The 26271-nt window shown below is 37.8% G+C and carries 19 protein-coding genes; 15 read left to right on the top strand and 4 right to left on the bottom strand.

The window, feature by feature from the left end:
• From tssK to tssH, 3 genes are read right to left on the bottom strand one after another with little or no spacing between them, the layout of a single operon-like run.
• Positions 1 to 1365, bottom strand: a complete 1365-nt coding sequence (gene tssK / locus FTT76_RS16135) for a type VI secretion system baseplate subunit TssK (RefSeq protein ID WP_168379484.1) — start codon at positions 1363 to 1365, stop codon at positions 1 to 3.
• A 5-nt stretch (positions 1366 to 1370) separates the two neighbouring features.
• Positions 1371 to 2501 carry a type VI secretion system protein TssA gene (tssA, locus tag FTT76_RS16130; protein ID WP_180008113.1) on the bottom strand — a complete coding sequence of 377 codons (1131 nt, stop codon included), beginning with the start codon at positions 2499 to 2501 and terminating at the stop codon, positions 1371 to 1373.
• Between the two features lie 19 nt (positions 2502 to 2520).
• Positions 2521 to 5193 (bottom strand): type VI secretion system ATPase TssH, encoded by a 2673-nt coding sequence (gene tssH / locus FTT76_RS16125; RefSeq protein WP_180008114.1) that lies wholly within the window; start codon positions 5191 to 5193, stop codon positions 2521 to 2523.
• Positions 5194 to 5566: 373 nt separating this feature from the next.
• On the opposite strand from tssH, the gene FTT76_RS16120 reads away from it, so the two are divergent.
• The 14 genes from FTT76_RS16120 to FTT76_RS16055 all read left to right on the top strand — a co-directional run bounded on the left by FTT76_RS16120 (position 5567) and on the right by FTT76_RS16055 (position 23962).
• The gene (locus FTT76_RS16120) at positions 5567 to 6262 is read left to right on the top strand and encodes a hypothetical protein (RefSeq protein ID WP_180008115.1); all 696 of its coding nucleotides are present in this window, start codon (positions 5567 to 5569) and stop codon (positions 6260 to 6262) included.
• A gap of 15 nt (positions 6263 to 6277) precedes the next feature.
• Positions 6278 to 6781, top strand: a complete 504-nt coding sequence (tssB, locus tag FTT76_RS16115; RefSeq protein ID WP_180190631.1) for a type VI secretion system contractile sheath small subunit — start codon at positions 6278 to 6280, stop codon at positions 6779 to 6781.
• Positions 6774 to 8258 carry a type VI secretion system contractile sheath large subunit gene (gene tssC, locus FTT76_RS16110; RefSeq protein ID WP_180008116.1) on the top strand — a complete coding sequence of 495 codons (1485 nt, stop codon included), beginning with the start codon at positions 6774 to 6776 and terminating at the stop codon, positions 8256 to 8258. The genes tssB and tssC overlap by 8 nt, the downstream gene beginning before the upstream one ends.
• A 47-nt stretch (positions 8259 to 8305) precedes the next feature.
• Positions 8306 to 8809, top strand: coding sequence for a type VI secretion system tube protein Hcp (locus FTT76_RS16105; RefSeq protein ID WP_078190771.1), 504 nt, complete (start codon positions 8306 to 8308; stop codon positions 8807 to 8809).
• A gap of 70 nt (positions 8810 to 8879) precedes the next feature.
• The gene (tssE, locus tag FTT76_RS16100; RefSeq protein ID WP_078190770.1) at positions 8880 to 9356 is read left to right on the top strand and encodes a type VI secretion system baseplate subunit TssE; all 477 of its coding nucleotides are present in this window, start codon (positions 8880 to 8882) and stop codon (positions 9354 to 9356) included.
• 15 nt (positions 9357 to 9371) lie between these two features.
• Positions 9372 to 11180, top strand: coding sequence for a type VI secretion system baseplate subunit TssF (tssF, locus tag FTT76_RS16095; RefSeq protein WP_180008117.1), 1809 nt, complete (start codon positions 9372 to 9374; stop codon positions 11178 to 11180).
• Entirely contained in the window at positions 11144 to 12136 is a 993-nt protein-coding gene (gene tssG, locus FTT76_RS16090) for a type VI secretion system baseplate subunit TssG (RefSeq protein WP_180008118.1), read from the top strand. Before tssF ends, tssG begins: the two co-directional genes overlap by 37 nt.
• Before the next feature lie 2 nt (positions 12137 to 12138).
• On the top strand, positions 12139 to 13584 hold the full coding sequence (locus FTT76_RS16085) for a hypothetical protein (protein ID WP_180008119.1): 1446 nt from the start codon (positions 12139 to 12141) through the stop codon (positions 13582 to 13584).
• Positions 13585 to 13612: 28 nt separating this feature from the next.
• Positions 13613 to 17443 carry a type VI secretion system membrane subunit TssM gene (gene tssM, locus FTT76_RS16080; RefSeq protein ID WP_180008120.1) on the top strand — a complete coding sequence of 1277 codons (3831 nt, stop codon included), beginning with the start codon at positions 13613 to 13615 and terminating at the stop codon, positions 17441 to 17443.
• Between the two features lie 57 nt (positions 17444 to 17500).
• Positions 17501 to 18460 carry a type VI secretion system-associated protein TagF gene (gene tagF / locus FTT76_RS16075; protein ID WP_078190765.1) on the top strand — a complete coding sequence of 320 codons (960 nt, stop codon included), beginning with the start codon at positions 17501 to 17503 and terminating at the stop codon, positions 18458 to 18460.
• Between the two features lie 20 nt (positions 18461 to 18480).
• On the top strand, positions 18481 to 19227 hold the full coding sequence (locus FTT76_RS16070; RefSeq protein ID WP_306669436.1) for an OmpA family protein: 747 nt from the start codon (positions 18481 to 18483) through the stop codon (positions 19225 to 19227).
• Between the two features lie 403 nt (positions 19228 to 19630).
• The gene (locus FTT76_RS16065) at positions 19631 to 21259 is read left to right on the top strand and encodes a long-chain-fatty-acid--CoA ligase (protein WP_180008122.1); all 1629 of its coding nucleotides are present in this window, start codon (positions 19631 to 19633) and stop codon (positions 21257 to 21259) included.
• 241 nt (positions 21260 to 21500) lie between these two features.
• Positions 21501 to 22388, top strand: a complete 888-nt coding sequence (locus FTT76_RS16060; protein ID WP_180008123.1) for a DMT family transporter — start codon at positions 21501 to 21503, stop codon at positions 22386 to 22388.
• Between the two features lie 275 nt (positions 22389 to 22663).
• A complete protein-coding gene (locus FTT76_RS16055) occupies positions 22664 to 23962 on the top strand; it encodes an MgtC/SapB family protein (protein ID WP_180008124.1) in 1299 nt (432 codons plus the stop codon).
• A gap of 23 nt (positions 23963 to 23985) precedes the next feature.
• On the opposite strand, the gene yddG is transcribed toward FTT76_RS16055, so the two are convergent.
• Entirely contained in the window at positions 23986 to 24909 is a 924-nt protein-coding gene (yddG, locus tag FTT76_RS16050) for an aromatic amino acid DMT transporter YddG (protein WP_180008125.1), read from the bottom strand.
• 265 nt (positions 24910 to 25174) lie between these two features.
• Here yddG and FTT76_RS16045 point away from each other — a divergent pair, with 265 nt between their 5' ends.
• The gene (locus FTT76_RS16045; RefSeq protein ID WP_180008126.1) at positions 25175 to 25570 is read left to right on the top strand and encodes a hypothetical protein; all 396 of its coding nucleotides are present in this window, start codon (positions 25175 to 25177) and stop codon (positions 25568 to 25570) included.
• Positions 25571 to 26271 lie beyond the last annotated feature (701 nt).

The following is a 26271-nucleotide window of genomic DNA, read 5'->3' as shown; positions in this document are numbered from 1 at the left end:
TTAACCATTCATCACAGCAATAAGTTCAATCGAGATATCTTGGAAGCCAGCTGGTATGTAAACGCAGATGGATTCAGAATCAAGCATACGTTGATACAAATCATTATTTGGCTCAACTTCAAAATAACTCACACCTGAACGTACCGGAATTGCTGTTGGCACTTGCATCATATGTTGCAATGGCACAGCCGGTAATGCCGCCATGACTCGCTGTTCAACATCGACAGTATTGCCGACTTTAAAGCGCAGCGGTACATAAGAAATAATGTCATGTGTAGGCATCACGCTACTTGAAACAGCTAAATACAGGCGAGAATCACGAGTAATTTTATCACTTTCAAGACTGCCCACCCAGTAGGATTGACGGGTTTCTTTCAAGTTAATACTGATATATCGATTTGAAATAATCGTATCGAGCAACTCACGTAAAATCACATCTAATTGAGTAAAACTTTCTTGCAAATTATGATGTTGATACTGTGGAAGCTGATCTACTTCGTAAGCTGTCGAGAAGGTGAGCAAGGAACCTGTCAGACGCAATAATTCAAAATACAAACGTTCAGGATGAATCAGTGGATATTGCAATAAATGATTTAAGGTCGCATGCGCAGTATTTAGCGCATTAACCAACCAAAATGACACGATATCACCTGAACGGAATTCAATTAACTTTTGTTCGTTTTCACGATTATTCGATTGAATGGTTTTAATTTTAGCTTTGATAATATTGAGCGTTCGTTTAAGCCCAGTAATCAGCGAATCACACGAACTAATATGTAATATTGGTGGGATAAATTGATAATCTAAAACAAAATTACCAGAGCTTTGGCGCTTGATGCGGCCTATTGGCATATAAAGAAAACCATCAAGATTGTGCTGTGGTTCTTGGCCTAATTCAAAGATTTTGAACTCTGCACGGCGGCGTAATAAGGTAATTTCAGCAGCCGTTGCATCTGTAAACAAATCATGAGTTTCAGTCAAATGTGAATGATAGCGACTCGATTGGGTATTTTCTTCAAAATTGACGTTTCGTTTATTCGGTTGAACGATTGGTAATGCTAAATAAATTTGCATTTCACCGCGTAAATTTAATGAATCAAGTAGTACAGGCTCAGGTAATAAGTCTTGTGCAGGTGCTTGATAAATCTCGCCATCTTGCCAAATCATTTCAACTTTATTCAAAGCTAATGTGTTGGTACTGAGTTGCGATTCATCAAAAATTAAACTTTGAATACCATAAGCGAACGGTATCGTTGCGCGAACCGTATGGTTTAAACGCTGTTCATGATAAGCATCTTGTAATTGAAAGTGTTGTGGGCGTAAAAATAATCCTTCACCCCATAAAATTTTTTCTGCTTTAAACATTGTTTTTACCAGTCGCTATTCGATTCATTACTTTGTTGCTGAACACCTAACATTTCTTGTACAGCTTCAAGAGGGTTTTCATCCTTAATCACATGAGTTAACCATTCATGCAGTGGCATTTGTGACCATTTAATGGTTTTTTGCAGCATATAACTGACAGGGCTATGCGGCTCATTCACTTGAAAATAGTCAGCAATATCTTGCAAGACTTTCATGGCTTGTTCACGATTTTCAAGATGATTTTGCACTTGAGGTTTAAATTGCTGTGTATGCTGTTGTTGTATTATTTGCATATCATTCTGCACGGAAGTTACAGTGGAAAGTGTCTGGCTTTCAATTGGAGAATTTGATTGAACCTGTTCAGCGCTCGATGAATTGATAAAAGCATCTGCTTTATAGATTTTTTTTAAGCTCAAGTGAATCATTTCGATTTGAGAGTCAATGCCAGCAAAGCTTGGCGCATCTAAACCCATCAAATCATCAAGAGTCGTTTTTAAGTTTTCCCAATGGTTTAAAATATCTAAAAACTGTTGGTAATACTGGTATTGAATTGATTTTGACGTATTGAACAAGGCATGTTCAAACTGTTCCATACCATTAAAAGACTCTTCTTGATCATCATCTTCATGGTTGGATTTACGTCTTTGGTTTTGAACATGAAGTAGTCGATCATAGTCGGATAGGGAATAAGCTGCCGCGCCATAAACGATTGAAACTGATTTAATTAATGTTGGGATTTGATTAATTATCCCTTGTAATAAACCTAGACGTTGATCAAGGTCATCATCTTCAATTTCAGGATGAAGCTGCAGCCAAAAGTCTTGCAAACTTTTTTGTGTAAGTTCAATCCCTTTGGCAATCCCTTCAAAACCATGAATGTGAGTCCACGCTTCAAGCAACCAACCATATAAGCGAATATCTTTAGTTTGTTCGCGAAGTAGATCTGACGATTTTTGGTGCACAAAGCCCCAATCTGCCTGTTTAGGTTCTGCGATCCAGTCGCCTTGATCCAAGAGCGGGTCATCTTGTGTTTTAGCTTTTTTAATTGCATGAAAATCATTTGAAAATGAAAAATCATGACCGCAAGGTAAATCATCCGTAATCGGTTGCAATAAAGCGTCGAGCTCTAAACTCATATTCTACATCGTTCCTAACTTATGCTTCTAAGGTTTTGGTCTTTTTGCTGCTGCGTTTTTTCGCAGGTTTACTTTTAGGATCTAAAACATAAATAATTTCATCGTCTTTGACATCGATTTCAATGATCGATGGAATCTTTTGCTCGCTCATTGCCATGAGTAATTCAGTGGCTAAAGCAGGCAAGACCGTCGCATTTAAAATGTTATCGACATTACGCGCACCACTATCGACCTCAGTACAACGGCTTAATAATAATTCAACTAAATCATCGGTATAACGTGTTTGCGTAGCATATTGTTTTTCAATACGCGCGGTGATTTTTCCTAATTTATGCTGAATAATGCGTACGAGCAGATCATCGTGTAAAGGAAAATACGGCACAATACGCATACGACCTAAAAATGCCGGCTTAAATTGTTTATATAAAGCTGGTTTTAATACATCTAAAAGTTCTTCTGCTGACGGCCATTCTTCTACTGGCTGATTTAAACAGGCCTGCATAATGGCACTAGAGCCTGCATTTGAAGTCAATAAGATCGTAGTATTTTTAAAGTCAATGACACGACCTTCGCCATCTTCCAAAGTACCTTTATCGAATACTTGGTAGAATAGCTCTTGAACATCGCTGTGTGCTTTTTCAATCTCATCGAGTAAAACCACACTATATGGGTTACGGCGAACTGCTTCGGTTAATACGCCGCCTTGGCCATAACCGACATAGCCCGGAGGAGCGCCTTTTAAAGACGAGACGGTATGTGCTTCTTGATACTCAGACATGTTAATGGTGATTAAATGTGACTCACCACCATATAACTCGTTTGCTAACGCGAGTGCAGTTTCGGTTTTACCCACACCACTTGGGCCAACCAGCATGAAAACGCCTTGAGGTTTATTTGGATCTTCCAATTTTGCCTTAGAGGTTTTAATGCCTTGTACCAGTTGATGCAGTGCATAATCTTGACCCATCACACGTTGTTCTAACTGTGCTTCAAGCTTCAAAATTTGCTGAATTTCATCATTCACCATTTTACCAACAGGGATGCCGGTCCAGTCTGAAATGATTTCATTAATAATTTGAGCATTTACACGTTCAAAAACCAGCGGCGTTTGACCTTGTAAAGTTGCCAGTTGGTTACGAATATTGCTTAAAGTTTCAATATTTTCTGGTTTTTGCTCGGACTCTTGTTCAAGCGTTTTAATCTGTTGAACGATTTCGAGTTCTTTTTTCCACTGCGTTTCTGTTGACTGAATCTCCTGTTCAAGCGCGGATATTTGTGTTTTTACACTTTCAATGCGTTCGTGGTGAATCGGAATATTCTTATGTTCATTTTCAAGAATCGCCAATTCAAGCTTCAAATTATGTAATTGAGCTTGAAGTTGATCCAATTTTACTGGTTGTGCATTTTGCGTTAACGCAACACGCGCAGAAGCTGTATCTAAGACACTAATCGCTTTATCAGGCAATTGACGGCCCGTGATATAACGGTGTGATGCATGGACTGCAGTCACGATAGCTTCATCATCAATTTGTAAATTGAAATGTTTTGCCATCACTGGAATCATGGCACGCAGCATATCGATTGCGACTTCCTCAGTTGGTTCATCAACTTGAATCACTTGGAAGCGTCGACTCAATGCGGCATCTTTTTCAAAATACTGCTTATATTCAGCCCATGTCGTTGCGGCAATGGTTCTTAACTCACCACGCGCTAGTGCAGGTTTTAATAGGTTTGCAGCATCATTTTGACCTGCTTGACCACCCGCACCAATCAACGTGTGTGCTTCATCAATAAATAAAATGATTGGATGTGCAGAGGCTTGAACTTCATGAATGACTTGTTTTAAGCGATTTTCAAATTCACCTTTTACACTGGCACCTGCTTGTAGTAAGCCCATATCTAAAGTATGAATGCTGACATTTTTCAAAGCATCTGGAACTTGGCTGGTTGCAATTTTTAATGCAAGACCTTCAACGACAGCAGTTTTACCGACACCTGGTTCACCCGTTAAAATCGGGTTGTTTTGACGGCGACGCATCAAAATGTCCAACATTAAACGAATTTCAAATTCACGACCAATCACTGGGTCTATACCGCCATTTTTGGCTTTTTCCGTTAAATTAATGGTGTACTGGTCTAGAGCTGGTGTTTTAACTAGTGTTGTTGGATTCGTTTGAGCTGTTGATTTTTCATCTGATGATGCAGTTGTTAAATCTTCATTTTCAATGCTCTTCAAACAAAGATCTAAAAATTTATGCTTAATCGTATCGATAGGTAATAAATCGAAAAGGGAAGAGGCTCTTGCCGCAATTTGGTATAAATCTGGTGCGGTCAGCAGTGCGACAAGTAAATGACCACTACGAATTTGTGGATTTTGTTCAGCAGAAGCTAATAACCAAGCTTGTTCAAGTAAGCGTACAATAGATTGGGCAAAAATAGGGGTACGCGTATTTCCTTTAGGCAGTTGAGCGATACTTTCTTTGAGGTCATCTGCCAAACCATCTGTAGAAACTTTGTATTTTTCTAAGAGTATTTGAAGGTCATTTTTATTGTTATAGGTTAATAATTCGAGTAAAAAATGTTCAATTTCGATTTCATAATTTTGCTGTGAAATACATGTATTGGCTGACTTTTCGAGTGAAATGCGGGCGTGAGGTGAAAGTTTAGTAATTAAAACTTTTAAATTATTCATAAATAACTCATCAAATTTAGAATCCACAGTACGAAATTTTACAAGTTTGACTGTGATCTCTTTTTTCTTGCTATAAAAATAAAAACTTTAAAATCAACACCTTATATATTATTAGTGTCTTGCTTTAGGCGATATAATACAGACTAAATAAAAAAAGGAAAAAGATTTTTTTATAAAATGAAACAAAAAAAAACAAATAGTCGACAAACTTTGGAGTATTTGGCACATTTTTGTATTGACTCTATGTGCTTATTTTTTGTTAAATCTGCAGCATATTTTTAATTTTGATAAATGAAGAGAAAACCCACGGGAAAATAAGCGGTGATTTCTCCACATAAATTAAGTTTTAGCACGTAGAAATACAGAGGCAATTTTGAATAAATTTAGTGTTTTATTACCTATAATTTTAGCAGCCAGTTTAACACAAACCGTTTTTGCAAAAGATAAAGTGGCATCTGTGAAAAAATCCTGTTTAAAGGATTATCCACTGGCAGTAGGTGATACAGATCCAGAGATTATTGGTTTTTATAATCAGTTATGTGACAAAAAAAATAAGAAAAATGAGAACTTAAAAAATGAAATTTTTGTAGATATTGCCAAAAAATATCAAGCTAATGGTTACAATTTAAAAGCATTGCAAGCGGTCAATCTGCTGCGAGAAAAGAACTATCAGTCGCCTGAACTTACTGATGTCACTTTTTTAGCAGGTATCGCTATTTCTTATAATGCGCTGAATCATATGCGGAGTAATGAAAATCGTACTCTAGATGAACAGACCTATTCTCCTGCCAAAGTGTTGTCGGATAATATTCGTTATATTCAGCCGACGATTGATAAATCTACGTCTGCTGCAGCAGATGTTCGTGAAAAAAGTACAGAATCTTCGAGCAATGTGAAATCTAAACAGACAACACCAGCTAAAAAACGAACCAATACAGCGTCTACCAAGTCTAAACAAACGACTACAGCAGCAAGCAAAAAGAAAACTACCACGACAGCAAAAACGCAGACTACAGCGAAAAAACCTGCTGCCAGTGGTTCACCTTTCGATACATTAAAAAATAAATAACAAGGAAAAGCACTCATGGCAAAACGTGAAAGTGTACAGAAAAAACTTCAACGAATTCGTCCTCCTCGTGTTCAATTGACTTACGATGTTGAAGTTGGCGACGGTAAAGAAATTAAAGAATTACCATTCGTTGTAGGGGTGTTAGGTGATTTCTCAGCGGCATCTGAAGTAGAGAAAACCAAATTAAAAGACAAGAAATTCATTAATGTTGATTTAGATAATATTGATGAAGTCATGGAGTCTTTAGTGCCACGTGCTAATTTTCAAGTTGAAAATACCTTGACTGAAGACGGTGGAAAAATGTCGGTAGATCTTACATTTAAGAGCATGGCCGATTTTACTCCTGAGCAAGTTGTACAACAGGTTGATCCACTACAAAAGTTAGTTGCTGCGCGCGAGCGTCTGTCTGACTTGCGTAATAAAATTTCAAATAATGAACGCTTAGAAGATTTATTGGATGAAGTGTTACATAACACTGATCAAATTCGTAAGTTGAGCGTGGAGGCAGAAAATGAGTAATTATAATACTGCAACTGCTGCAAACGTTGAAGCAACCGAAGAATATTCACTTTTAGATTCAATTGTCGAACAAAGTCGTATCGCGCGTACAGATCAAGAACATGATCGTGCAAAAAGTTTGATTGGTGAACTTGCTAAAGAAGTGATGGCAGGTACCATCACCGTTTCAGACAATATGACTTTATCAATTGATAAGCGTATTGCTGAAATTGATGCGTTGATTTCATCTCAGTTAAGTAAAATCATGCACCATGCTGAATTTCAAAAAATTGAATCGACATGGCGTGGTTTGTATTATTTCTGCCAAGAAACACCTTCAAATTCTTTAACAAAAATTCGTATGTTAAATACGACGAAAAAAGAATTGATTAAAGATTTCCAAGGTGCGACCGATTTTGACCAAAGCACGTTGTTCAAAAAAATCTATGAAGAAGAATATGGATCATTCGGTGGTGCGCCTTATGCAACATTGATTGGTGACTTTGAGTTTGACCGTACTCCATCTGATATGTATTTGCTTGAGCAAATTTCACATGTCGCTGCGGCTGCACATGCACCGTTTATTTCGGCTGCTAGTCCGAATATGTTGGGATTAGAGTCTTTTACTGATATTGATCGTCCGCGTGATGTATCTAAAATCTTTGAAACAGCAGAATATGTACAATGGCGTTCATTCCGTGAAAGTGACGATGCACGTTATGTTGCGTTGACAATGCCACGTGTATTGGGTCGTTTGCCATATGATCCAAAAGAAGGCATTGCCACTGAAGGATTTAACTTCGTTGAAGAAGTTTCAGGTGAAAATCATAATGAATATTTATGGATGAACGCGGCTTATGCCTTTGGTACGCGTTTAACCAATGCATTTGATATGCATGGTTGGTGTGCTGCGATTCGTGGTGTAGAAGGTGGTGGTTTAGTTGAAGGCTTGCCTGTCCATACGTTCAAAACCAATGATGGCGAAGTGGTCTTTAAATGCCCAACTGAAATTGCCATTACTGACCGTCGTGAAAAAGAACTGAGTGACCTTGGTTTTATTCCGTTGGTACACTGCAAAAATACGGATTATGCAGCATTTTTCGGTGCGCAATCGACGCAAAAACCTAAAAAATATGACAGCGATTCGGCAAATGCAAACTCTGCATTGTCTAGCCAGATCCAATACATCATGGCAGTTTCACGTATTGCACATTATTTAAAAGCAATGATGCGTGACAAAGTGGGTAGTTTTGCATCAGCTGGTAATGTTGAGACCTTCTTAAATGAATGGTTATCGCAATATGTATTACTCGATGATGGTGCATCTCAAGAAGCTAAAGCTCAGTATCCATTGCGTGAAGCTTCTGTAAAAGTTGTAGAAAATCCAGCTTTGCCTGGTCACTACAAATCTGTGGTTTTCTTAAGACCACATTTCCAGTTGGATGAGTTGTCTGTTTCATTACGACTTGTGACCGAGTTACCTCAGTCCTCAAATTAATTTGGGTCAACACTATAATAACTTTAAATAAATAGGTATTCAGAACAATGAAAGATATATACATTCAATTTCGTGGTAAGTACAAAGTAGACGGCGAATCTCGTGATGCAGAGCACAAGAGTTGGTTAGAAGTTAACTCTTGGACGCATAACATCCGTCAACCTAAATCTGCGACTTCTTCAAGTGTGGGTGGTCACACCGCAGAACGTGTAGAACATTCTGACATGGTTTTTGTTAAAGATTTAGATGCGACAAGCCCTAAACTTTGGGAAGCATGTTCAGCAGGTTATACATTTGATGAAGTTCAAATTGATTTTTACCGTGCGAATGGCGACAAACGCATTAAATATCTTCAAATCAAACTGAAACATGTGTTGGTTTCTAGCGTGACACCAACTGTAAATGATGAAGGTGTTCCACACGAATCATTTGGTTTGAAATATGCTGCAGTAGAGTGGACATATAACCAACAAGATATTAACGGTACTGCGAAAGGTGCTGTTACTAAGAAGTGGTCATTATCTAACAACACTGCTTCATACGCAGCGTAATAGATGGATTCAGATAGAGGCTTACTTGGGTAGCCTCTATTTTCATTTTTTTAAATATTTATAAGAAGATATGAATCTCGATCAGCTTTATCCTTATGGTTTTAGAACGACATTATTTGACCGCTTATTACCAGCAGATGCTCAGCAGACTCAAGGTCTGTCTTTGCAAGAACTTCGTGAATCTGTTGCTTCGGATTTAGAGGATCTCCTCAATAGTCGGGTGGCAAAGTTAGATGAACTGATTGATGACTTTCCATTAGCAAAAAAATCTATTTTGCAATTTGGCATTATCGATTTTGTGGGCTTATCGACAGCAAATCCATCGGATCGCGACAAAATTTGCCAGTCAATTGAGCAATCGATTGCTGCACATGAACCGCGTTTAAAACAGATTCGAGTCGAAATGCTCATGGATGGTCATAATATGGGGGCACTATGTTTAAGTATTCAGGCATATTTAAATATTCATCCTTTATACGAACCAGTTATTTTTGATGCCTTATTAAAACCAACAACACAACAATATGTTATTTCTCCAAGAGCTTAATGAAGTGGGTTATCTGTGATTGAAGAGCTGTTACCGTATTACGAAAAACAACTACAGGAATTTGGACAACAGTCCCGTGAGTTTGCCAGTAAATACCCCAAAATCGCCCAGCGTTTGTCTTTAAACCAAGAACAAATAGATGACCCGCATATTGAGCGTTTAATTCAAGCATTTTCTCTAATTTCTGCACGGATTGATAAAAAACTTGCAGATAGTTATGACGTTTTTACCCGTTCAATTTTTGAGGTGATGTTTCCTCAATATTTAAAACCATTTCCTGCATGTTCTGTGGTGAGCTTCGAAGATATAAATAAAATTAAGCAATTAACAGATCGACACGTTATTCCAAAGGCGACCAGTCTAAAAGCCAAAAGTACGCGCGGTGTTCAATGTGAATATCAGACGGTACAAGAAGTCACATTATTACCGATTCAATTAAAACAGCTCAATTTCAAAACTCATCCATCGGCACATATGCATTTAAATCAAAATGCCACATTGAGCTTAGGATTTGAAATTTTTTCGAATAAGCACGCTTTACTCAAAAATGAAACTTTGCCGATCTTTTTAGACGCTATTTCTAATTTTCCTTTGCAGGTTTTGGATAGTATTTTTAAATCCACTACAAGTTTTTCGATTCGTGTAGGGCAGCACATTTTTGATATTGCCAATCCATTTGAAATTATGGGCTTTGAAGAAGTTCAAAGTGTTCTACCTATCGATCAACATACGCATCATGCATATCGTTTACTGATGGAATATTTTTGTGTTCCTGAAAAATTCAATTTGTTAAATCTAAATTTAGATTTCATTAAGTTTTTAAGTTTAGAACATAGTGAATTTGATGTTCAAATGCACTTTAAACTCAATTTAAATGATCAAGCAGCGATTCGAAATTATTCTGAATTAAATGCTGCAAATTTTAAATTGTTTGCTACACCAATTGTTAATCTTTTCAATAAACAAGCAGAGCCGCAAAAGATTAATCATAAGCGAATGGAATATCCATTGGTGACAGATGCACACCATCCTGAATATTTTCAAGCCTATAGCATTTTAAAAATGAATATGGTGCGTGAAAAAAGTAACCAAGATGAAGTGTATTATCCGGTACTGCCTTTTTTTGCAATGAGTCATTATCATCAGGATAAAGTCCAGTTTTTTTATAGTTTAAATCCGCAGCAGATGAAGAATAAACATCAGGAATTAAACTATTCAATCATATCTCGTGCTTTAGACCCACATAGCACTCAGTCCGATTTTATTAGTACTGAACTACTATGTAGTAATCGTGAGTTACCTTACGAAAGTTATAATAAAGATCAAAATGCATTAACTCTGAATGATAGTAATTTGGCACGTCGTGCTCTGATGCTCAAACGACCGTCGTTACCGTATTATTTTGAGCAAAATAAACAAGAACAGTGGCGGGTCATTTCACATTTATCTTTGAATAATATGTCTTTAATGAAAGGCGATGCGGTCTCTCATATTAAAGAACTTTTGGAATTGTATAATTTACCTAAATCGAAAGAAAACCAAATTATTATCGACTCCATAAAAAATATTCAGTTTTCTACCACGCAGAAACTTGTGGATAGTAAACCGTTTCCCTTATTTGTCAGAGGTTTAAAAGTACAGCTCGATATCGATGCGGATATATTTAGAGGACATAGCCTGTATATATTTAGTCAATTACTGGCACATATCTTTAATTTAAAAGTCAATATGAACAGCTTTGTCGATGTCTCGGTTTTTGATGCAAATAGTCAACAGGAGTTATACCAATGCGTGCAGAACGTTGGTGGCAAGAAAGCTCTGTAATTGACGGACTTTTCCAAGAACCGAAAGCCTACGAGTTTGTTCAAGCTACTCGTTTGTTAAGACATGCACCTTATGGAGCAGCTCAAGTCCATTGGGCCAATGACTTTGAGTTTAATAGTTCACTTAATTTGAACTTCCCGAACACTGAAATTGAAAGTTTAGAGTTCAACGATGAGAAAGTTGAACTGACAAATTTAATGGTGGGTTTAACGGGTATTCAAGGTGCATTACCTTATAGCTATACCAATAAGATTAAGCTCAGCGGGCGACATCAGCGACACGAAACACAAAAGTTTTTAGGGCTGTTTAATCATAAATTAACAGCACATTATGTTGATGCCAGTTTAAATTATCATTTACCTATTCGTTATGAAATCGAGCAGGATAATCACTATCTTGATATTTTACATGCATTAAATGGTTATATCAGTAGCCAGCATGATCAGCCAGATTTAGATGATTATTTTGCTGAATTCTCAGGTTTAATGCAGGGGCAAAACAATACAGCTTATGCATTAAAAACCATGCTGAATTGTATCTTTAAGCAGAAATTTGATATTCGAGAATTTATCCCTGAAACTTTTGTATTTGAAGAAGATCAGAGAATATGTTTAGGTGGATCTCAGCCGAGCTTATTGGGGCTGAATACTTTTTGTGGTGAGAAGATTCAACAGATTGACGAAAAAATTGAAATCGTGATTGGACCTTTAAATCATGAAGATTATTTAACATTTTTACCGAATCAGGCACGCAGCCTAAAATTAAAACAAATGATTCAAACTTGGTGCAGTCCAACATTAATGGTGGATGTGCGCTTAATTTTACAAAAAGAAGAAATAAAACCGGTGTGTTTAAATTCTTTGAGCGGAATTGGTTTAGCTCAGGGAGCATTTTTACAGCCGAATAAACAGGTCGATAATACAGAAACCTGTTATGCCTTAATGGGGAATTTATAATAATGCTGAAATTAATAATTGGAACTTTTAGTACGCTTTTTATTTTGTGTACTGCTTTCGTGATTTTTTACTGGCGAGATACAGGCTATGACCCGACAGCTTTTGATCTGGTCACCTATTTTCTACTTCTTCCTGTCGCTTTATGTGCAATTATTTTGTCGCCTTATTTGCTTTACAAGGGCATTCAACATCAAAAAGAAAAAAAACTTGAAGCTGAAAAACGTGCAGAAGAACAAGCTGAGCAACAACAACTTGAGGCCATTGAACAAGCAAAACCAAAGCCTGTCGATGTACAGCAATTTCGTTTAAATGTTTATTCTTCAGCGGCTTGGCATAGTTTTGGTGAAAACGAACAAATTATCCAAGATATTCAACAATTCAAAAGTCCTGAACTCGATGATAAATTATTCAATGCATACGGTTTGCCTGTTCTTTCATTTCGAATTAAAGATTTAGATGAACTTACTAGTGAAGAAGCAGATGATGAATATAGTGCCATCACCATGCGTGAAAAACGAATCCAGTCACTTATTCAGCAACAACTAGAGCAACACGTTGAAAGTCTATTTTTAATTGCTGAGCATCTGAAGCAATCAGCACTCTTTTATGATAGTGAATTGGCATATCAGTACCGTATGCATCCGGGTTGGGTGGATCCAGATTATACGCAAGATGAACATCCAGAACATTTGGCGAACAATGCACAGCAAGTTTCACGTTTAAATCGTTTAAATGTCCATATTTTGCTTGCTGATAATTTGATTCATCAATGGAATGATGATTATGCCCAGATTATTCAGCAGTATCTTTCTGACGGATTTTCGATCATTCCCGAACAAATTCATATCGAGCCACATTTTATCGGCACTCAAGTCGCTTATTCAGAATGGTTAAGCATTTTAGAGATGATTTCAAAACAAAAGTTTGAAGTCAGTTTGATTCTGAATGCTGACTCTGAAATCGACCAAGAATGGATTGATGAAAAGATGTGGTTACAAGAAAAATACATTGCTGCAGAGTTTGCATCGAGTTGGTGTTTGGCTGCTTCAGACGTTCAAGTTCGAGGTTTAACTCCAAATAAAGTGCTACAAGTGGTGGCACATGAGCCTGAGTTGAAACGTCATTTAGAGCTTAAAGCACTGAATAATTTAGATCAGTATGATCAAGAACAACCCTTTTTATTGATGTTAGATGATGCAACGGATATGAAAGTGGTGAAAAAATTACAGTATAAATTTAATGAAACCGCGATTGAAACCTATCATTTTTTATATACAAAACAGAATCTTGGAAATACCCAGCAATTGGCAAAAATTTTTGGATTCATGTTGGGTATGCACTTGCCAGAAGAGTTAACTGCCATGATTTATAGCACAGACCAAGAATCGACATTTGCTTTTATTCAAGCATTTTCAGTAGAAGATGAACTTGAACAAGAAACTGTTTAATTAGAATTAAGACGAAATTGAGAACATTGTGAACACACTATTTTATACGATCCTCGGTTATGTTTGGCAGTACGTCACCAATCCTAAAGCGATGGTGGCTTTGTCATTTTTTGTGGCCATTGTGGCTATGCATAATTCGATTCCGCAAAAGACTTTTTACATTGTGGTTGCTGTTTATATTCTCGGATTAATTCTGTGGGGTATATATGAATTAGTACAGCATTATCGTCATAAACAGCAAGGCGAAGAACTTGCTGAGGCGATTGCCAAGGATAATGAAGCTGAATACGGTAAACAAAAAAATAAAGAAGAACTTGCGCTGATCAATCAGCAAATGAAAGACTCGATTCAACTTATCCGTAAATCAAAACTCGGCGACAAAAAGGGGAATGCAGCCCTATATGAATTACCTTGGTACATGGTGATTGGTAACCCAGCAGCGGGTAAAAGTTCAGCGATTTATAATTCTGGTCTTAGATTTCCATTTGAAGAAACTCATCAGAAAATGGTGTCGGCAGGTCTAAGTGGTACTCGTAACTGCGATTGGTTTTTCTCTACAGATGGTGTGTTACTCGATACCGCAGGTCGATATTCAGTTTATGCCGAAGACCATTCAGAATGGTTAGGCTTTTTAAATATTCTAAAGAAAAACCGTTCTAAAGCACCAATTAACGGTTTAATCGTGATTGTTTCTGTGGCGGAGCTTGTTAGTCAAAGTCCTGAAAAATCAATCAAATTAGCCAAAAACTTACGCGCACGTATACAGGATTTGACGGAACGTTTAGAAATTTTTGCGCCAGTGTATATCGTTTTTTCAAAAATGGATTTGATTGCTGGCTTTACAGAATTTTTTGATTGTTATGATAAGGATGAATTTGATCAAGTTTGGGGTGCAACGCTACCTTATGATCCAGACTCATCCGAACATGCTGTTGAGATGTTCGAAAAGCATTATTCAATTTTATATGATGGTTTGAAGAGCGTCAGTACTACGCACTTGAGTCGTCGTCATTCGCAAAATATTTCTCCAAGTGTAATGACATTTCCACTTGAGTTTAAAAGTTTAAAGCCAGTGTTAAAAACGTTTATTGGTACGTTGTTTCAAGACAACCCTTATCAGTTTAAACCAGTATTCCGTGGGTTCTATTTCACCAGTGCGTTGCAAGAAGGTGTGATTGAAAGTCCAATGACCGAGCAAATCGCTGAAGATTTTCATTTGGTGAAAAGTACGGATAGTGAGTTTGGCATTCCTACGAATTCTGTTTCGCAAGATCATGGTTATTTCTTAAAAGGACTATTTTCAACCGTCATTTTAAAAGATAAAAATCTGGTTAAACAACATATTAATCCTGCACGTAAACGTCAGCGCTTTATGGCATTTATTGCTGCATTGTTATTGGTTGCTGTGGTGCTTGGGTTGTGGGTTTGGTCGTATCGTAATAACCAACAACTCGTGGCGGAAGTTCAGGCAGACCTAGATAAAGTTGTGCAAATGGAAAGCCGTAGCGGAAGTGAACTTTCAACTCAATTGGATGCATTACTGATATTACAAGGGCATTTACAACAACTCGATCATTTTGATGAAGATCGTCCATTAAAATACAGCTTTGGTTTATACCAAGGGAATAAGATTCGTGAAAAACTCAAAGTTGAGTATTTACGAGGTATTCAACAAATTGTATTGGCACCATCTCAGCAAAATATGGCGCAGTACTTACAGCGCGTTAAAGCCAATGAAGCGACGTTGAAAGAAAATCACGTCAATGTGCAAATCACTCAAGCTGTGAAATCAAATCAGCCCTATTTAGAACCATCGGATACTAATCCTCAGGATGCCTACAATGCACTGAAGGCGTATTTGATGATGAGCAATCATAAATATATGGAATCGAGCCATTTGAGTGACCAAGTTACTCGTTTCTGGCGTTCATGGTTAGATTCAAATCGTGGTCAAATGCCACGTGGGGAAATGATTCAAAAAGCAGAACAAGTTTTATCTTATGCGATGACTTTAGCTGCTGATCCTGCGTTCCCGCAAATGGAATCTGATCCTTTATTGGTTGATCAAACACGTCAATTATTGACGGCTGTTACCATGGGTATTCCTGCACGCGACCGCGTTTATAATGAAATTAAAATGCGTGGTTCGGTACGTTTCCCTGCGGTGACAGTGAAGCAAATATTAGGTGAAACAGGCCAAAACAGCATGTTGGGTAGTTATGCCTTGCCGGGTATTTTTACTTACCAAGCTTGGAATGATTATGTAAAAGATGCGATTAACCAAGCTGCGAATAATCCGACGGATACTCAAGATTGGGTACTCAATACCAATCGCTCTGATGACCTGACGTTTAGTGGTAGTCCAGACCAGATCAGTAAACAGTTAACCGAACTTTATAAGCAGGAATATATCGCTGAATGGCGTAAATTCTTAAATGCAGTACATTATGGCAAGGGTGCTGATGTTGCTCAGCAGTCACGTTTTATCGATATTTTAGGTGAACCTGAAAATTCGCCAATTCGTAAAGTGGTCGACCGTATAGCGAAAGAAACCAGCTGGGATAATCCAATTGTTCAAGCAGAACTGGCTGCACCTCAGAAAGGCTTTATTGCGTGGTTTAAACGTAAAGTTCTCAGCCGTGATGATGCGCAGCAGGCACAGCAAGTTGCTTCTAAAGCCGGTCAAGGTGTTATCGCAAAAGAGTTTGATGTGTTCTATCAACTGGTTCGTAAACGTGATGATCAGCAAAACAAATCTATTTTAGATGAATACATGTTGTCTTTGAGTCAAGTGCGCAGTAAGTTCAATGACTTGAAGAGTGGCGGTGATATGGGGCCTGCAAGCATGACATTGGTGAAACAAACCATCAATGATCAAAGCTCTGTCTTTAATAGCACGCAAAAATTTGTGGATGAAAAAATGTCTGTGGGTCTGAATGAATTAGATCAGCAGTTGATTCAAAAACTCTTTATGCAGCCAGTGACCCAGTCATTTGAAGTATTACTGATCCCAGCTCAAAACGAAATTAATAAGTTGTGGGCAATGCAGGCGTATCAACCTTTTACAACCAATCTTGCACCTAAATATCCATTTAACAGTAATGCCACTTTACAAGCGACCAGTAATGAAATTAGCCAAATTTTTGGTGAAAACGGAAGTATCGCTCGCTTTGTAAAAGAATATTTAGATCCATTAGTGATTCGTCGTGGCTATACCTTAACCACGAAAACATGGAAAGATTTGGGCATTGGTTTAAATCCACAATTCGTAGCGAATTTCCAACGCTATGTTGCGCCAAGTAATGGCGTTGCTACAGGGGAATTGAGTCAAGCAGCACCTGCGGCAACCAATCAATCGAACTTCCAGTTCTTCCCATTAGAAAATACACAGTTGCTTTCATATACCATTGATATTGATGGTCAGCGTATGGTGTATGAAAACGGTGTTCAGCAATGGGTGAACTTCGTTTGGCCAAATAAAGGGGCAATTCCGGGTGCACGTATTACTGCAATTGACTTGGAAGGTCAAACGCATACGATTTTTGATGAGCCGGGTGAATATGGTATTAACCGATTGGTTGAAGGCGCTCAGCGTACACAAAATGGTAATTCATTTGAAATGGTGTGGCGTAGCAAACAAAATCCAAAAGTGTTTGTTAAAGTGAACTTCCGTTTAATCAGTGGTAACGCATCTGGCCCAACTACAGGTTCAGGCTATTCAGGTATGACTCTTGTTGATCAAGTGGTGACGAATAAAGGTGTTCGTGTCGTCGCAGCGCAAACGATGCCTGCAGGACAAGCGCCTGTAGCGCCAGCGACTTCACCGATGAGTGTTGTACAAGGAACAGCAACACCATGATGATGAATTTAAAAATGAGAGCGGTGGCATTCGTGCAAAAGAACAAGGAGTGTGACAATGTATGAAGTGAGAACGACACCGCTGTATTATGGGAAATGTCCAGCTCGTGGTGACTTCTTAAAGAGCCGTGAACAATATTCACTGATTCAGTTAATCGATCAGTGGATCACGGAGGCGCTTGAGTTCGCTATGCGTTCAGACAATTTTAATGCAGCGTATAACTCACTGCCTTCATTAGATTTCTTTATTGCCAGTCCAAAAGATAAGCGTTTTTTGGTTGCCAATTTGATTAGCAGTGAAGACAGTTCAAAGCGTCAATTTCCAATGGTGCTCGCTCATCTGCTAGAAATCGATGATCCTTTCGATAATATTTTGTATGCACCTTATCGTTATAAACAAACCTTAATTGACTTATATCAGCGTAACCGAGTGATGCGTTCTATTCGCGATCCCGATATTTTGCTCGATAAATTAGGCAAACTGAATAACGAAATTCAAGTGTTCGGGACAGAAGAAACCTCTTCTTTTTATGAGCATCATACGTTGCATTCATTTGCACGTTTATTGAATTTTACGCCTTATCAGTTGGCGCAAAGCATGATTGGTCTCGGTTTGCTGCTACAACCGATTATTCATCAGGGCACGTCTCGGTTGAATAAAGTGTTGATCTTACCGATCAATAATATTAGTTACTGTTATGAAATTGCGGCTTTTTGGGTCAATTTAATTAGTCGCTTTGTCGAAAACCAAGATGCTGAATTACTCATTGGCATCCTACACAGTGATTCGCCAGTTTTACTGTTTGGTTTTCAAGGCGCTGATATTACAGCGCTGAGTGATGTATTTACCCAAAACATGCAAAGTGATCATTGGGTTTCCTTGATTGATGCTAGTTGGATTGATCCTTATCTTGAACAAAATGCAGGCTTAGCCGTTTTGGAACAGTCTTTGAGTGAGCGCCAGATCAGCCTTATTCATGGCATTAAACTTTTTAGACAGACTTTTATAGAAGAATAATGATGCAAAGAATCTTACCAATGTTGCCCAAATTTCTTGCGAGTGTGTACATTTTAGGTTGTTCGACTTTGCTTTGGGCAGAGCCTATTGTGATTGAAGGTGCTGTACCGAATGAAGCAACCAAGCAAGAAATATTAAATAAAGCCTATTTGACCTATGGTCAGGCAAATGTGGTTGATAAAATTCAGGTTCGAGCGGTTACAGCACCCAATGGTTGGGGCAATAGCGTAAGCCAAATGATTAATGATGACTTAAAAAAAGTAAAACAGGGGAAACTCTCTGTACGCGGAACGCAAGTCGATTTAAGTGGCAAGATGTCAAATCAAAATGATATCCAACCAACGACCACCAAGTTTCAGTCTTTGGTCACAGCACCTTTTCGTTTCAATGCACAGCTTTCTGTCAATCAGGCTGAACAGGCTATTATTGATGCGGCTTTACGTAATCGTATTATCGAATTTGAATCGGGAAGTGCTATTTTAGCGCCATCTGGGGTACAGATCTTAGATGAAATGGTTGTCGCACTGAATCGCGTCGGTGGGAAAAAAGTACGAATTATTGGTCACACAGACAGCTCGGGGAATCCTGAGAAAAACTTAAGTTTAAGCCAAGAACGTGCTAATGCAGTTAAAAACTACCTGATTTCAAAAAATATTGCAGCGGCGAACTTAAGTACTGAAGGGATGGGCTCAAATAAGCCTGTAGCAGACAATGCTACGCCTGAAGGCCGTAAGAAAAACCGTCGTATTGAGTTTGAAGTACTGTAACTTTTTCAACTTAACTGCAACGGCTAATGCAATGAATGAACCCAGTGTATCTAGACTGGGTTTTTTTATGCCAATTGACTCAGTCGATTATTTGATAACTGAAAACGACATTTTTAAAGCAGCAATGTTATAACTAAATAAGACTATATTTTGAATAGGTCTAAAGCTTTAATTTTTGCATTTTATACCACTAAAGCATTCATATTTTGAGCAATAAAACAGTGGATTCTAAAATCAATTAAGGTTAAAACATAAGAATCAGTTTTGGATATGCGTTTCATATCTACTGCTTTAACCTTGTCGATAAAGAATAATCACTTTTGACATGGTGCAAAGTTTTAAAAAATCTGCAGGACAGTGCGGAAAAACAACAACTCAATATGGATGAATGTGGGAGCAAAGAATGCTTGGTAATATGATGTTTAAACCGCTTTTGATTAGTAGCATGATTGAACATGCGGGTCGCTATCATGCGGATAGTTTAGTCATTTCAAAAAATACAGACTCGACGATTACGAAAACCACTTGGGGTGAAGTCCATAAAAATTCAAAACGATTTGCCAATGTTCTTGCATCACTCGGTTTAAATTTAGGGGATCGTGTTGCGACCATCGCTTGGAATAACCATCGTCACTTAGAGTCTTGGTACGCTATTTCAGGTAGTGGTTATGTATGTCACACCATTAATCCACGTTTATTTCCTGAACAATTAATTTTTATCATCAATGATGCATCTGATCGTGTCATGTTATTTGATAAAACTTTTTTGCCTTTAATCAAAGCAGTAAAACCTTTATTAAAATCTGTTGAGCACTTTATTTGCTTAGATGCACCAGATGCAGCGATTGTCGAAGCTGTGCCAGATGTTAAATTTTATGACGAACTTATCGCGGGGCAATCTGCAGACTATACATGGCCAGAATTAGATGAATTATCGGCTAGTTCTTTATGTTATACCTCGGGTACCACAGGCAATCCTAAAGGTGTGTTGTATAGTCATCGTTCAACAGTCTTACACAGTTATGCGATTTGTATGCCAGATTCATTAAATATCTCAGCGCGAGATATTATGATGCCTGTTGTGCCGATGTTCCATGTCAATGCATGGGGTACGCCATATGCTGCGGCTATGGTGGGTTGCACCTTAGTGCTGCCAGGCCCAGGTTTAGATGGAGCAAGCCTGACGCAAATGATTGATGACTATAAAGTATCCGTTGCATTGGGTGTTCCAACGATTTGGCAGGGTTTAATCAATGCTGCGCAACAAGCAGGTAGTCAGCTCGAAAGTTTAGTGCGTAATGTGGTTGGTGGATCTGCTTGCCCACCTGCGATGTTGAAAGTGTTTAAAGAGCAATTTAACTGTGAAACGATTCATGCTTGGGGCATGACCGAAACCAGTCCATTAGGTTCTTCAAACCAGTTTAAAGCCAAACATTTGTTATTATCTGAAGAAGAACAATTACAAGTGCGTTTGTCACAAGGTCGTCCACCATTTGGGGTCGATTTACGTATTACCGATGAAGAAAGCGGTACATATGAAGTTGCACGTGATGGTGAAACGACAGGTAATTTACAAATCCAAGGGCATTGGATTATTGGCAATTACTTTGGCAAAACAGAGTCCGCATTAACCTCAGATGGTTGGTTTGATACCGGGGATATTGCTACGCTGAATGAAGATGGTTTCTTAAAAATTAGTGACCGTTCAAAAGATTTGATCAAATCGGGCGGCGAATGGATTTCTTCTGTTGAGTTAGAAAATTTAGCTATGGGACATCCTAAAATTGCAATGGCGGCAGTGATTGCAGCGACCCATCCGAAATGGGATGAGCGTCCTGTATTGATTGCGATTAAAAAGCCAGATGTCGATTTATCTGATACAGAAATTTTGGATTACTATGCAGATAAAGTCGCTAAATGGCAGGTGCCAGATAAAGTGATTTTCGTGGATGCTATTCCTTTGAGTGGAACAGGTAAAATGCTGAAAAAAGATCTACGTGAGCAATTTGGTGCTGTACTACTTGAAAGCTAACTTAACGTAAGTCGCTAACTAAATGTTGGTAAAGTGCAAAATGCAAAGGTGATATGCCTTTGCATTTTTTTATAAAAACTTACCTTTCGATACATACCAAGTTCTTAATATCAGGTTTTTAAATAAATTTTTTTCAACGAATCTATAACCAAGTTCAATGAATAATCTAGCCGTGTTGGGTCGCATTCAATTCAATAAAAGCGTAAATTGATGAGGCATCCACCGTTAAACCACCTTTCTTATGTTTCCAGTTTGGATCTTATTCACTTTAATGGCTGCTTTTATGCAGTCATGGCGCAATGCATTTCAAAAGCAACTCAGTACCACTGTTGATGTGTATGGTGTCACCCTTGCACGGTTTATTTTTGGGCTCCCATTTGCCTGTATTTATTTGTTCGTGTTGTACCAGCAACAGCCTGTGACTCAGGTGACCACATTTACACCTATGTTTTGGGTTTATGTGGTGATTGCAGGGCTAAGTCAAATTTTAGCGACGATTTTAATGGTGTTGCTTTTTAAACAAAAGAATTATGCCATCGGCGTCGGTTTAGCGAAAAGTGAAGCGATCTTTGCGGCCATTGTTGGAGTGATTTTCTTAAGTGAACATTTAAGTTTATTTGGTTGGATTGGTGTTTTGGTTGGTAGTGTTGCCGTTTTTCTTTTAAGCAAAGGTTCTCAACGACAAAAATTATCTCTGCCAACTTTATGCATCGGTGTAGGAAGTGGATTAAGTTTTGCAATTACCTCTTTATTGGTTCGTGAAGCCAGTTTAGAGCTAAGTGATTTACCGACTTTGCATCGTGCGGCGTGGGTGTTGTTGAGTGTAATTGGCTTTCAATGTGTGATTATGCTGTTGTACCTCAGTCTATTTAGCCGTAAAACGCTCATTGCCATGTGGGAGAGAGTAGGTCTGACCTTTCGCGTTAGTGTCTGTAGCTTTCTAGCATCCTTGGGCTGGTTTACTGCTATGAGTATGCAAACGGTTGCGATTGTCAAAACCCTAGGTCAAATCGAAATATTATTTAGCCTCTTAATCTCTGCCTATTTCTTTAAGGAAAAACTCGCAAGAACTGATCATTGGGGTTTAGCCCTAGTGGTGATTGCGGCGATTATGGTGATTTGGGCTTAATGTGTGCTTTAAACAGACATGAAGGTAAAAAAGTCCGAATTTAAGTCAGATTTTCGAATATTTTTTTTAATTAAAAGATGAGAAATATTTGATGTCCACTAGGATATTTATCATGGAATTGTTTATGATTTAAAGTATGACTAAACTTTGAACATGATTGAAAATTCTCAAGTTGTTCAATTTATATGTTTTTTTCAAATTTTAGCGTTAAATTTTTATATTATTTTTTATTTATATTGCCAAAATAAACAATGTATTGATGGGAGGGCTTAAATTTGGAAATACTCATACAAACATTATCCTTCCCAGCGTTGTTAACTATTTTAGCTTCGGCTTTAGGCTGTGGATTGCTCATCGGTTTGGAGCGTCAACGTAACAACAATTTGGACAGTGAACAGAGCTTTGCCGGTTTACGCTCATTTACCATTTGTGCGCTGTTTGGAGCATTGTGTTTTTTAATCCATTTAGCTGTTGGTGTAATCGGTGCAATTGTCGTCAGTGTGTTTAGCTATTATGGATTAAGCCAGCAAAAACAAGATATTGGCACAACCACAGAACTAGCTTTTGTTATGACCTATTTAATCGGCGCTGCTTGTGTATTTAATATTCCATTGGCTGCGTGTTTGGCTGTGGTGTTGACCCTCATATTAGTTGGAAAAAAAGGCTTACATCATTTTGCAGCACATTGGATCAAAGACTATGAGTTAAGAGATGGTGTATTTTTACTGGCATTGATCCTAATTGCCTTACCTTTAACGCCGAATCAGGCCTATTGGGGTTCTGTATTAAATCCCTATGTGATTTTAAAATTACTGATATTGATCTTGGTGGTGCAGTCATTAGCGCACATCGCCAAGCGGCTTCTATCTTCTGATAAAGCGATTATCTTATCGGCCTTGGCATCAGGTTTTGTGTCGAGCACAGCAACAATCGCAAGCTTAGGCATGGAAGTGCGAGCAGGAAAAGCCAGTGCCAAAAGTAATGCAGGGGCAGGACTTTTTTCATGTGTTGCGACATTGGTTCAACTTTTGATCATTGTCCTTGGGGTGAGTTTTGCTTGGTTTAAAATATTAGTTATACCAAGTATCGTCGGCATCTTGATATTGGTCCTTACTGCGTTATATCTGATTTATGGCTCATCTCAAGTTCAGCATAATAAAGAGTCAGAACCTGAAATGCTTCGTGTAGAGGCGAATGAAACAGTGCCGTTAGAAAATACTGATAGTCGAATGTTTAGCTTAAAACAGGCGGCAATCATTGCCATCACGCTTACTTTGATCCAAGCACTTGTTTATGGATTAAATCTCGCTTTAGGTGATAAAGGCTTAATTTTAGGGACATTATTAGCATCACTCTTTGAAGTCCATGCAGCTATGGCAACCGTGGTGATGCAAGGTAATATCGACAATTTAACATTGGTTTATGCTGTGGTGATTGGATTATCAGCCCATGCGATTTCAAAATGTGTGAATGCATTTCTCACAGGTGGCTGGAAATATTTTCTATATTTTGCACCAACACAGTTACTTCATATGCTGTGCCTAATCGCGGTTTTGCTATTCAGTTTAAGATAAATGAGCCAAGTGACTGCTTCTTATTATTCATGGCGCAATTGCATTAATCTGGCTTTAATTTGTGGCCAACTGGTTGAAATCCAACATACCAGCGAACCTAATGTCACCAAAATGGCACCATGCCAAAAACTTAAACTCAGTGGTGTCTGTAATATAAACATTGAAATAACCGAAGAAAAAATCGGACTAAAATACGATAAAGTTACCAATATCGTAATATTGCCTTTTATAATACCTACATTCCACGCTGCATAACCCAATGCGGTCACGATGGACACGATTAACATATACTTACCGGTATGTAAGTCTACGGCAGGCATTCGCGGGATACCGTGAAATATCAACATTTTTAGCCATAGCACAATGGTGATCACGACGAAAAAGAATGAAATAGGGTTATGCCCATGACTGTATTTACGTGTAATCACACAATAGAGTGACCATAAACTCGCGCCCATAAAAGCAAGAAAATAGCTAAAGGGATTGGACTGAATGTTGGTAAAGACTGTAGACCAGTTAAAACTTCCGTTACCAGTTTGGATTAAAATAATGCCGCCCAAACTAATGGCTAAACCAATGATTACGAAAAAGTTAAATTTTAATTCTTTAAATAATATTAACGCGGCAATTGTCAGACTCGGCCATAAATAATTGACCAAACTGATTTCAATCGCTTGTTGAGCTGTTTGAGCCAAAGCAATGGCATACGAAAAACACAACTCATAAATCACAAATAAAAGGGTGGCGTATATCAAAAATTGGCGCGGAACCAGTTTAAGGTTTGGAATTTTAAATAAGAGCAATAGAATAATTGCGCTCAAGGTATACATAAAGAGCACAGCAAGATCAGGGCCAATACTGAAACTAATTTTCTTAAGTAAACCAACAATAGAAGACCATTGTAAGATTGCACTGAATCCAATCAGCGTTGCAAGATTTTTGGACATGATTGCTCGAAGATTTCGCAAATGGCGAATGAATTTTTAATTTTTATTATAGTCTTTATTCAGTCGTTTAGTATAAGCGTGAAATTATCAAACTCTATTTAATTAAAAAGATTTAGAGCTCGTCGTACGTCAAGAGCAGCATGGCGATGAACTAGGTTTAGATTCTGGCTTATTAACGCACGATTTAAAACTTGGACAATGTATTCATGCCTATATTCGTGCGAATCCAAATTTTCACTTAGCAGAGGGCGTTAAGTCGGCAATTATGATTGGCAATGGCTCAGGAATGGCGGGTTTGCTTTCACATCTTAAGCAACGTGTCGCAAAAGAGCACTGTCAAAACTGGTTAATTTATGGTGAGCGTCAACAAGCTTTCGATGCAATTTTTGCTGATGAACTGCATGAATTACAAAACCAAGGTAAAATTGCAGAAATCGATCGGGTATTTTCTCGTGATGGATTTGCTGAAAAGTATGTGCAAGATGTCCTAGTTGTAAAAAAAGCTGAATTGATTGATTGGCTAGAGCAAGGGGCTTGTCTCTATATCTGCGGCAGTTTGAATATGGCCAAAGCGGTAGATGCCACTTTGCAAGAGATACTGGGCATTGAACAACTGCATACACTGCGTAAAGCAGGTCATTACCGCCGCAATGTGTATTAAATAATTGATGTCTACTGAAGAAGTAAATAATGATGCAGTTCGTAATGAGATGGATCGATAGTTTAAAAAGGAACAATAATGGATAAATTTGTAATTAGAGTTTATCACGATTGTAAAAGGCTAATTATAGCTATTTTTTTTATTATTGAATTTTTGATTTTTTTAATAAAGTATTACTTTTTTGGGATAGGTTTCTGGAGTTTTATTGGTGCAGTAGTTTTTTTTATTATCTTTGTTGATCTAATTTATAATGGGAGTTATTTGTTGATCGGAAAGATAAAAAAAGAAACTGAAGTTTATGAATATTATATTAGGTTTATCTATATTTTTGTAATTTATTTATTTTCAATATATTGCATTGTTGAGTGAAGAGTAAAATTTAAAAATTATAAGTAAATATTTTTTTTAATATTTTGTAGAGTTTTGCTCGTTTATGGCTCTATTGCATAAAGATTCTTAAGGCAGACCACCATAAGTCACTAAAAATTAAGTAACTTACTTGGATATGAGGTGGGCCTAATCAAAATCTTTTATTTTCTCCAAAGCATGGATTAATCAATTGCTAGCCAATCTTATTAGATCTCTTTCATAAATCAAAAAACGATCTTCTTTTTGGTTAATATTTGCACTCCGGATTTCTTAGCATTCGTGCATAATCTGCGGATGAAATACATCGATTCAAACAAGCTTTCTGATCCTCA

It is taken from the genome of Acinetobacter sp. YH01009, assembly GCF_013420765.1.
GTDB lineage: Bacteria > Pseudomonadota > Gammaproteobacteria > Pseudomonadales > Moraxellaceae > Acinetobacter > Acinetobacter amyesii.
The sequence above is the reverse complement of the archived record's forward strand: the minus strand, read 5'-3'. Positions and strand labels throughout refer to the sequence as shown.